This is a genomic window from Serratia sp. (in: enterobacteria), from assembly GCF_046715635.1.
Classification (GTDB): Bacteria; Pseudomonadota; Gammaproteobacteria; order Enterobacterales; family Enterobacteriaceae; genus Chania.
Window position 1 is genome coordinate 1 of sequence record NZ_JBKJYW010000238.1, and the last position, 9,465, is coordinate 9,465.

Consider the following 9,465-nt stretch of genomic DNA (forward strand, 5'->3'; position numbering starts at 1 on the left):
CGCTGTCGCTTAATCAACCTAGCGATATCTCTATTGACTATGTTGAGGTTAAACCAGACAGCTACTCGCTGGTCGGTCAGTATTATTCTTATCACATCGATATTGAACAGTTGGGTGAATCCCACGCGGCAATTCGTGATGAAATAAAGGATCGTTTTTGTAACGAGTTTAATTTACGGCCAGACAAACTTTATGCGCTAACCAATTTTACACCAGATGGTGAGCGGGTGAAGGTCGACTATTTTGTTGCGGTAGATAAAACCATCGCCGTAGGTAAATCGTTGCTGGAACTACCGGAAATCAGCGGTGGTTATTGCCGCTTTCACTATGCTGGCAAACCGGTGGCCCTTCACGAGTATATCGCCAGCGTTTACACCAAACTCCTGCCGCAGTTTAACCTGGTGCGCCGGGAAGGGTACGATATCGCGCAGCATAGCTACTCGCTCGATGTCGACGAAGAATTGCACCTGGAATATGAATATCTGATCCCTATAGTGCCAGACAAAGCCTTCGCAGAAAAAACGCCCCCCTCACCCTAATCCTCTCCCTGTGGGAGAGGGAACCGATCGAGTGTGTTTGAAATTGTAGTGACTCACTTTGGAAGAGGGGGCGATCAAGGCTGTTGAGCTTACCTGATCACTTCCAAAAGAGCAGGGGCTATCAGCTCCCTCTCCCTGTGGGAGAGGGTTGGGGTGAGGGGTAATTCTTCTGCTGCACGATATCGGCCATTACGGCCAGAGCGATCTCCGCTGGGGTTTTGCTGCCAAGCGGTAGACCAATCGGCGCGTGGATACGACCAAGTTCCTGCGGGCTGAATTCGGCGATCTGTTGCAGCCGCTGGCGGCGGCGATCGCTGTTGCGTTGAGAACCCATCGCGCCGATGTAAAACGCCGGGGTGTGGATCGCCTCCATCAGGGTTAAGTCATCCATGCGCGGATCGTGGGTCAGCGCCACAATCGCGGTGTTGGCGTGGCAACCGCCTTCCTCAATGAATTTGGCCGGGAACTGGCGCAGCAGGGTGATGTGCGGTTTGAGCTGCGTAGCGAAGTTCTCCAGAGCTTCCGGGCGGTTCTCGCATACCAACACTTCAAAGCCGAGCGCGCTGGCAAAGTCGGCGCAATACAGCGCCACGCTGGAAAGCCCGGCAATCAGCAGCCGAGGAGCGGCGGCGATATGCAACTGGATCTCCTGTTGGTTGCGCACGACCTGGGTTGCGCTGGCAAAGCTGGTGGTTTCCAGTGCGCTACAGGCATTGGGCAAGGTCAGGTGTTTGACCAGAGCATGATGGCCGGCCAACACCTCAGCGATTTTGCGCAGGTAGCCCATGCTGGCAGGGCCTGCGGGCAAATGTTCGATCAGCACGTCCAACACGCCGCCACAGGGTAGCGCCACGCTGGGGGTTAGCCCGCCAGCACCGTAGCGGATCACCTGGCTGGCGGCTTGATATTCCCCGTCTGCCAGACGGCGCAAAAAGTCCTCTTCCACGCAGCCGCCGGATAACGATCCGCAATAGTGTCCGTCGCGGGTTGCCACCATCAATGCGCCAGGAGAACGTGGTGATGAGCCATAAGTGTTCAATACGGTACACAGCCATACCGGCTGCTGTTCCAGCCAGTTGATTGCCTGGCCGACTACGGTGATATCAAGGTGTTGCATTAATTAATGGACTCGTTTGCCACTAGCTGAGAAGGGAGATCGATATCTTGCACGATGCCCGGTTGGTCGAGATGGAGCAGGTAAACCTGCCCATGACTGCGTAGCAGTTCCCGCGCGCCATTATCGCCACGTAACGCACACAGTTGTTTGCGCAAAATGGCGGTGAACCCCACCGGGTGGCCAGGTTGTTGCTGGAAACTGGGGCGCACGATGCTGTGCTGGCTCAGGGCTGCGGCAACTTGCACAAAGATCTGTGGCGAGACAAAAGGCATATCTGCCAGATGGATCAGCCAGCCTCCCCAGTTTGCGGTTGCGGCAACGCCAGCGGCAATAGATTCACCCAGACCACCGCTGACCAGTAAGATGCAGGGTACCTGATGTGTGGCACAAACCTGTTGCACCGCCAGGTTTTCTGGCCGGGTGACGACCTGCACCGGTAAGCCGGAGGCCAGCGCCTGTTGCAGCGTATGTTCGAACACCGTCTTACCCTGCAATAGGGCGTTAAGCTTGTTGCCACTGCCACCGGCCTGAAGAAAACGCTCACCCCGCCCGGCGGCGGTAATCACGATACCTGTCGTCATCTCTTTTTTCCGCAATTGCGCAAATCAGCCACACTATAGAGGCATTACATGTTTCCAAGTGTTTCATTTTATGAAAACAAAATGTTAATACTCACATAATTTTGGTTATAAGCTTATGATTATAACGTCTTCGGCAAGGTTACCAGCGCTTGCGCAACAAAACCGATAAAAAAAACGACTTACCTCCAGCCTTCGGGTTACGGCGCGAATACCCGCATCTGGATGCTAGGGGTAGATAAGAACGTAAAGGATATTTTATGAGCAATTTCAACCCGTCACGACGCCGCTTTATCAAGGGTGCCGTGATAGCGGGGGTGTCTGTTTACCTCGCGCCTCTCTACAGCCGCGCCTATGCCGCGCTGTTTGAGCAGAAGATCCTGCAATCACCGAACTGGGATGCGCAGACTAAACGCATTCGCTACCGTATCGATGGCCGCTCCAAGGTCATGGGGCAGAAAGTGTTTGCCCGCGATATTCGTGCCGTTGATATGCCGCACTGGCCACAGCAGCAGGCTCACGCCTTTATTCTGCGCGCCACTAAAGCCGATCGTCTGTTTACCGGTATCGATCTCTCCCTGCTGGGTGACGATCTGCAACCGGATCGTTTAGTGACGGCGGAAGATCTTGAGCGAGACGGCTTGGCCTTCCCGGCGTTTTATGGCGATGACATGCTGCTGCCTACAGGGAAAACCCCTGCCTATCTCGGCCATGCGGTGGCAATCCTGATCTATCATGATTTTGCTCGTTTCCGCTTTGCCAAAGACAAGCTGAAATTCCACGACGAAGTGATCCAGTATGGCAATGAAACCGGCCCGTTACAGCGCGATCCTTGGGGCAGTTTCCGCTACGTGCGCGTCGGGGGCGAACAACCATTCGATGACGATCGTTTCTCCAGCCTGAAAGACACGCCGATCTTCCCGCTGTCAATGCGCAGACATCTGCCGGTGTGGCCGGAAGGGCGTGAGGGTGGCAAGCTCGATCAGGAGGGCATGTATTACGCCGGGATGATTGCCGACCAACTGCAAACCCCACCGCAGGACTGGTTGGTCATGTCACGCCGCTATACCACGCAATCCGTTGATACTTCGGCCCTGGAGCCGGACAACGCCAATGGCTGGTTTGATACGGCCAGCCAGACCCTGCACCTGGTGATCCCGACCCAGTCCCCGCAGGAGGTGGCGGACGAAATGCCTCGCATGTTGGCCAAACGCCATCAACCGGTCAAACAGCTGATCCTGCACCCTTGTTACACCGTGGGCTATGGCTCGAAAGATCACTATAACTTCCCGTATTACGGCGCGGTTGCCGCGTTGTACGGTGACGGACTGCCGGTGCGGCTGGCGAATGACCGTTTTGAGCAGTTCCAGACCTCGATCAAGCGCCATGCCTTCGATATGGATTACCGCATTGCGGTAGACAAGCAGACCGGCGTGTTGCAGGCCTTCCAAGGGGCGATGACCGCCGACGGTGGCGGGCGCTGTAACTTTACGCCATCGGTGGTGATGGTTGGTGCTACGGCGGCCCAGTCGATTTACTACTTCCCGAAAAGCGATCTTTCCTCGGTCGGGCTGGCCTCTCGTGCCATCGATGCGGGTTCCGCACGCGGTTACGGCACGTTGCAAAGCATGGCCGCCACCGAGATGATGATGGACGAATTGGCACAAGAGCTGAAGCTCGATCCGATCGAGTTTCGTTTGCGCAACGTGCTTAAGTCCGGCATGAAAAACACCCAAGGGGCGATCCCGGCAGGGGCTATTCGCGCCGATGAAGTGCTGGTAAAAGCCTCACAGCATGAGATGTGGCGTAAACGCGCCGAACGCAAGGTGGAGTTTGAGAGCCAGAATCCCGGCAAACGCTATGGCGTAGGCTTTGGCTGTGTGCAGAAAGACTTTGGCACCGGGGCCGAAACCTCCTTTGCTCGCGTGGAGTTCAGCGAGGACGGGCGTATCTCCCTGTATCACAGCGGGGCCGAAATGGGCACCGGCATGTCAACGTCGCAGTCGGTGCTATGTGCGCAATGGCTGGGGAAACCGGCGGATGAAGCCCATTTCTCGGTGACCGATTGGTCCCTGTTGCCGATGGTGACCAGCGGCGATCCCTACATGATGTCGCAGGATGAGCAGGACCAACTGCAAACCAATCCGAACTGGACGCCAAGCTATTGCTCACCTTCCAGCGCCAGCAACTCCGCTTACTATTTCTCGCACAGCACGTGTGAAGCGGCCCGGTTGGTGTTTGAACAGGGGCTGTGGCCTGCCGCGCTGTCTATCTGGCAGTCCGGCATTGGTGGCGGCCAGGCGGCGCCGCTGGTGGTGCGTAAAGAAGATGCTCGCTGGGTCGAGGGTGGCCTGACGGCGGCCGGTATGCAGATATTGCCGTTTGAGCTGTTGGTGAAAAAAGCCTATCAGATGGGCAACCTGACCGGCGCGGTGGTGCACGTCTTCAACCGCTGGCAGTGGGCGGAAGCGGACTTCAAGCTGAATAATCACAGCGAGCGCCTGCCTGTTGACGGCTTGTCGGTACGCATTGGCAACGGTGAATTCAGCCCTCTGGCACGTGAGCAGGTTTATTATCCGCCAACCCAGCGCAATAACGCCGCTGTGACCTATTACAGCGCCGTGGGTACGCTGGTGGAAGTGGCGGTGGATATCGCTACCGGTAAAGTTGAACTGCTGAATCATCATTCGATTATGGAGTGTGGCAACCTGATCGTGCCTGAGCTGGTTTCTGGCCAGTTGCAGGGCGGTTTGGCGATGGGGATCGGCCATGCGCTGCATGAATATTTACCGCTGTACGAAGATGGGCCGGGTAACGGCACCTGGAACTTTAACCGTTACCATTTGCCGCGCGCCAGCGATGTGGCGGTCTGGAAACAGACCGGTGACATCCTGCCTGCGCTGTCGGAAACCGATCCGCCGAAAGGGATGGCGGAGGTGGTCATGATCCCTGTGGTCGCCGCATTGGTTAACGCCATTGCCCACGCCACCGGTCATCGTTTCCGTGATTTGCCTGTCCGTGCCGAAAATATTCTTGAGGTGTTACCATGAGCATTAAAACCCAACCCATTACCCTGACCGTTAACGGCAAACAATATGGTCCCATCGAGGTACCGGAAGGGCTGATGATGATCGATTTTCTGCATGAATATCTCGATCTGACCGGCTCACGTCTCGGCTGCGGCCAGGGTATCTGCCACGCTTGCGTGGCGATCCTCGACCATCCAAGCGGCACCAGCGAAGAAATCCGTACCTGTATCACCGGGGCTCACTTTTTCAATGGCAAACAGGTACGCACCATCGAAGGCCTTGCGCAGGTGGATAATCAGGGTGACGTGGTTGAGCTCTCGCCGATCCAGCAGTCATTCCTCGATCACTACAGCTTCCAGTGTGGCTATTGCACGCCGGGCTTCGTCAATGCGGCCACCATCTTTGTCGAGAAGCTTAAGCGTGAGCCAATCCTGCGTGACCAGTTGGAAGGCGCGATTGAGCAGGCGTTGGAAAACCATATCTGCCGTTGTACCGGCTATGTCCGTTATTACGAAGCGGTGCGTGATGTGGTGTTGAAAACCCCTGGCCTGCTGAAGGAGACGGCGTAATGAAAAAACGTCTCGCATTGTTGATTGTGCTGATAGCGGCGATCGTTATCGCCGTGCTGTGGTGGCGGGAAAACCGCAGCTACGACGGCCCAGTCCAGCAGGTTACCGCCAGCAGCGAACAGATTGCCCGTGGGCGTTACCTGACGCAGGCTGCCGACTGCGCCGCCTGCCATACCGCCGCTGGTGGGGCACCGCTGGCGGGAGGCTATCCGCTGGATACCCCGTTCGGCACCATTTATGGTAGCAACCTGACGCCTTCCGCTGACCAAGGGATTGGCCGCTGGACCAAGGATGATTTCTTCCTGGCGTTAACACAGGGGGTGGCGCCCGGTGGCCGCCATTTGTACCCGGCGATGCCTTACACCTCCTACAAAGGCATTTCGCGCGAAGATGCAGATGCTATTTATGCCTATCTGATGTCGCGCCCGGCGGTGGATGTGGCCATTCCGGCCAACGATATGCCATTCCCGTTCAACCAGCGGATGGCGCTGATCGGTTGGAATTTGCTGTTCCGCAACAGCGATCCGTTACCCGCCAGCTCGCAGGGGAGCTCCGCCGAATGGCAGCGTGGTCGTTACCTGTCTGACGTGCTTGGGCACTGTGGTGAATGCCATACGCCAAGGGGCATGCTGGGGCAGATGGAACTGAGCAAGCCGATGCAGGGCGGCGATCTGGGGCGGTTTATCGCGCCGGATATCACGCCACAGGCTTTGGCACAGCGCGGCTGGACACCAGAGGATCTGAGCCGTTTCCTCAGCACCGGGTTAGCGCCGCAGGGCTCGGCGTTTAGCGAAATGCACATGGTGGTCGATCTCAGCACTCGCCATTTGACGCCGGAAGATCATCGGGCGTTGGTGACTTACCTGATGGGCGACAAGCCACCGCAGCCGGTGGCCGCTAACATCGGGCAGGGCAGCGATGCCGGGCGTATCACCTATCTCGATCAGTGTTCCGCCTGCCATGAGCGTGATGGTGCGGGTAAACCGCACGTGGCGGTGGCGATGCGTGATAACGCCACGTTGCGCCAACCAGACGGCAAGAACCTGATCGTGTCGGTGCTGGATGGGCTACCAGCTCAGCAATTCCCCGGCAACGAAAGTATGCAGAGCATGCCGGGCTTTGCCGATCGTCTGGACGATGCGCAAATTGCCGAGCTGGTGAATTACCTGCGTGTCACCTGGGGTGGATTGCCGGCGGATATCACCGCCGAGCAGGTGAAGGCACTGCGCAAAGCTCATTAATCCCGTCAACTGTGGGCTAGTGATTATCTGCCGGGGGAATGCCAAACAGCGGCATTCCTTCAGCATCCCACTCCAGAGTTTTAATCCGCGTATGGCGATTCGGATCGTATAACGGATCGCCTTCTATTTCGGTGTAATTGCGGGCGTGGTAGACCAGCACGTCATTACCCTTCTCATCCACGGTAAAACTGTTGTGCCCTGGGCCGAACTGGCGGTTGGCATAGCTGGTGCGAAACACCGGTTCGCTGGCCTTATGCCATTGTGTCGGATCGAGGAGATCGGCATCGATGTCTGCCCACAGCAGGCCGATGCAATAATTCTCGTCGGTGGCGCTGGCCGAGTAGCTGATGAAGATCCGCTTACCGTGTTTGATCACCGCCGGGCCTTCGTTCACCCAAAACCCAATGGTTTCCCAAGGTAACTCCGGTTTGCTCAGCATCACCGGGGCCCCTTTTAGCGTCCAGGGATTGGCCATTTCTGCCAGATACAGGTTGGAGTTTCCCCGGATCTGCGGGTCTTGCTGCGCCCAGAGATAATAGTGCTTTCCCTGATGCTCAAAGTGAGTGGCATCGAGTGAGAAGCTGTCGATCGGTGTTGCAATACGCCCTTTCTCTACCCATTCTCCCTCCAGCGGGTTGGCGGCGCTGCACTCCAGCGCAAACATGCGATGCTGGAACAGGCCGTCAGCAATCTCCGGGCTATGGGCTGCCGCAAAGTAGACATACCACTTACCGTCGATAACGTGCAGCTCAGGTGCCCAGATCAGGTTGCTCATCGGCCCAGACGCGGGTTTACGCCAGATAACCTGAGTTGGAGCCTGGGCCAGCTCTGTCAGACGGCGGGCGCGGCGCAGTTCCAGGCGATCGTACTGCGGCACCGAGGCGATAAAATAGTAATAGCCGTCGCTATGGCGATAGATAAAGGGATCGGCACGCTGCTCAATCAGTGGATTGGGATAAATAGTCATCTAGACCTCTCAAGAGTGTTTGGCTTCGAGCTGTTGTTCGCGGTATTCCGCCAGTTCCTGATAATTGACGCGGCGCTTTTCCAGATCGCTCTGGATCTGTGACATCAGGTTGCGATCCACTTTCAGCAAACGGACCACGCCAGCGGTGATCAGGTAGCCCACGCCTGGGATCACGGTAAACAGCAAGACGATGCTCTGCAGCGCCCCGGCGCTTTGAGCTCCTGCATCGGCCTGATAGCCGGAGTAAGACATCACGAAACCCACCATTGCCCCGGCAACCGCCAGCCCGACCTTCAGGAAGAACAGGTTCCCTGAGAAGCTGATACCGGTGATGCGCTTGCCGGTTTTCCATTCGCCGTAGTCGTCCACGTCGGCCATCAACGACCAGTGCAGCGGGGAAGGGATCTGGTGCAGGATATTCAGCAGGAAGTAGGCCACCACGATCAGCGAGGTCAACTGCGGGTTAAGGAAGTAGAAGCCGCTGGAGAAGGTGGCCAGCGCGATATTGGTCCAGAAGAACACTTTCAGCTTGCAGAAGCGGTCGGTTAACGGCTTGGCCAGGGCGCTGCCGATCATCATACCGACCACGCCCAGGGCGATAAACAGGCTGGCGAACGAGGTGGATTGCTGCATGACGTAGGTGACGTAATACATGGTGGCGGCCATGCGGATAAAGCCGGGGCAAACGTTGCAGAAAGTCAGTAGCAGAATGCGTACCCACTGATCGTTTTTCCACACGTCTTTCAGATCGGCCTTCAGCGCATCGTGAGTAGGCACCGCCGGGCGGATACGTTCTTTCACCGTCGCAAAGCAGAACAAGAACATAGCCAGTGCGATCAACGCCATCACGCCCATCGACATTTGGTAGCCCTTGGCCTTGTCGGCCCCGCCGAACCATTCCGCCATCGGTAACAGGGTCAGCGAGAGGATTAGCGTCGCGATGCCGACCATGATGAAACGGTACGACTGGCAGGAAACGCGCTCGTGCGGGTCGGCGGTGATCACGCCCCCCAGCGAGCAGTAGGGAATGTTGATGGCGGTGTAGGTCAGCGACATCAGGAAATAGGTGACAAAGGCGTAAATCACCTTGCTGTTATAGCTCCACTCCGGGGTGGTAAACATCAATACGCTAAACAGCACGTAAGGCAGGGAAATCCATAACAGCCAAGGGCGGAAACGGCCAAAACGGCTTTGGGTTCTATCGGCAATCGCTCCCATAATGGGATCGCTCACGGCGTCCAGTACGCGTACGGACAGCAGCAAAATCCCCACCAGTGCCGGGGTAATGCCAAAGATATCGGTATAGAAGTAGTTGAGGAACAGCATGATTGCGCCGCCGATCATGTTGCAACCGGCGTCTCCCATGCCGTAGCCAATCTTTTCTTTTATCGATAGGGCATTGCTCTTCATGGACATTTTCTCCGC

At 56.8% G+C, this 9,465-nt stretch carries 7 protein-coding genes and 1 pseudogene; 4 read left to right on the forward strand and 4 right to left on the reverse strand.

What is annotated here, in order from left to right; genetic code table 11:
- Positions 1 to 539 (forward strand): annotated as a pseudogene (locus tag ACLQ7H_RS11935) (AraC family transcriptional regulator); the annotation flags it as partial.
- A gap of 121 nt (positions 540 to 660) precedes the next feature.
- Here the strand turns inward: ACLQ7H_RS11935 and ACLQ7H_RS11940 are convergent.
- Together ACLQ7H_RS11940 and ACLQ7H_RS11945 are read right to left on the reverse strand one after the other, a co-directional pair.
- A complete protein-coding gene (locus ACLQ7H_RS11940; RefSeq protein ID WP_411752852.1) occupies positions 661 to 1,656 on the reverse strand; it encodes an XdhC family protein in 996 nt (331 codons plus the stop codon).
- Entirely contained in the window at positions 1,656 to 2,237 is a 582-nt protein-coding gene (locus tag ACLQ7H_RS11945) for an NTP transferase domain-containing protein (protein WP_411752853.1), read from the reverse strand. Before ACLQ7H_RS11945 ends, ACLQ7H_RS11940 begins: the two co-directional genes overlap by 1 nt.
- Positions 2,238 to 2,494: 257 nt before the next feature.
- On the opposite strand from ACLQ7H_RS11945, the gene ACLQ7H_RS11950 reads away from it, so the two are divergent.
- Genes ACLQ7H_RS11950 through ACLQ7H_RS11960 form a run of 3 tightly spaced genes read left to right on the forward strand, consistent with a single transcriptional unit; the run spans position 2,495 to position 7,073 of the window.
- A complete protein-coding gene (locus ACLQ7H_RS11950) occupies positions 2,495 to 5,284 on the forward strand; it encodes a xanthine dehydrogenase family protein molybdopterin-binding subunit (protein WP_411752854.1) in 2,790 nt (929 codons plus the stop codon).
- Positions 5,281 to 5,832 (forward strand): (2Fe-2S)-binding protein, encoded by a 552-nt coding sequence (locus tag ACLQ7H_RS11955; RefSeq protein WP_411752855.1) that lies wholly within the window; start codon positions 5,281 to 5,283, stop codon positions 5,830 to 5,832. The genes ACLQ7H_RS11950 and ACLQ7H_RS11955 overlap by 4 nt, the downstream gene beginning before the upstream one ends.
- Positions 5,832 to 7,073 carry a c-type cytochrome gene (locus ACLQ7H_RS11960; protein ID WP_411752856.1) on the forward strand — a complete coding sequence of 414 codons (1,242 nt, stop codon included), beginning with the start codon at positions 5,832 to 5,834 and terminating at the stop codon, positions 7,071 to 7,073. The genes ACLQ7H_RS11955 and ACLQ7H_RS11960 overlap by 1 nt, the downstream gene beginning before the upstream one ends.
- A gap of 16 nt (positions 7,074 to 7,089) precedes the next feature.
- Here ACLQ7H_RS11960 and ACLQ7H_RS11965 read toward each other — a convergent pair whose 3' ends face one another.
- Positions 7,090 to 8,040, reverse strand: coding sequence for a family 43 glycosylhydrolase (locus ACLQ7H_RS11965; RefSeq protein ID WP_411752857.1), 951 nt, complete (start codon positions 8,038 to 8,040; stop codon positions 7,090 to 7,092).
- Between the two features lie 9 nt (positions 8,041 to 8,049).
- Positions 8,050 to 9,450: a glycoside-pentoside-hexuronide (GPH):cation symporter gene (locus ACLQ7H_RS11970; protein WP_411752858.1), complete on the reverse strand. Its 1,401-nt coding sequence runs from the start codon at positions 9,448 to 9,450 to the stop codon at positions 8,050 to 8,052.
- Positions 9,451 to 9,465: the final 15 nt, after the last annotated feature.

Coding starts and splice junctions, on each gene's coding strand:
- ACLQ7H_RS11960 (WP_411752856.1), top strand. CDS start 5,832: ATGAAAAAACGTCTCGCATTGTTGATTGTGCTGATAGCGGCGATCGTT.
- ACLQ7H_RS11945 (WP_411752853.1), bottom strand. CDS start 2,237: ATGACGACAGGTATCGTGATTACCGCCGCCGGGCGGGGTGAGCGTTTT.
- ACLQ7H_RS11965 (WP_411752857.1), bottom strand. CDS start 8,040: ATGACTATTTATCCCAATCCACTGATTGAGCAGCGTGCCGATCCCTTT.
- ACLQ7H_RS11940 (WP_411752852.1), bottom strand. CDS start 1,656: ATGCAACACCTTGATATCACCGTAGTCGGCCAGGCAATCAACTGGCTG.
- ACLQ7H_RS11950 (WP_411752854.1), top strand. CDS start 2,495: ATGAGCAATTTCAACCCGTCACGACGCCGCTTTATCAAGGGTGCCGTG.
- ACLQ7H_RS11970 (WP_411752858.1), bottom strand. CDS start 9,450: ATGAAGAGCAATGCCCTATCGATAAAAGAAAAGATTGGCTACGGCATG.
- ACLQ7H_RS11955 (WP_411752855.1), top strand. CDS start 5,281: ATGAGCATTAAAACCCAACCCATTACCCTGACCGTTAACGGCAAACAA.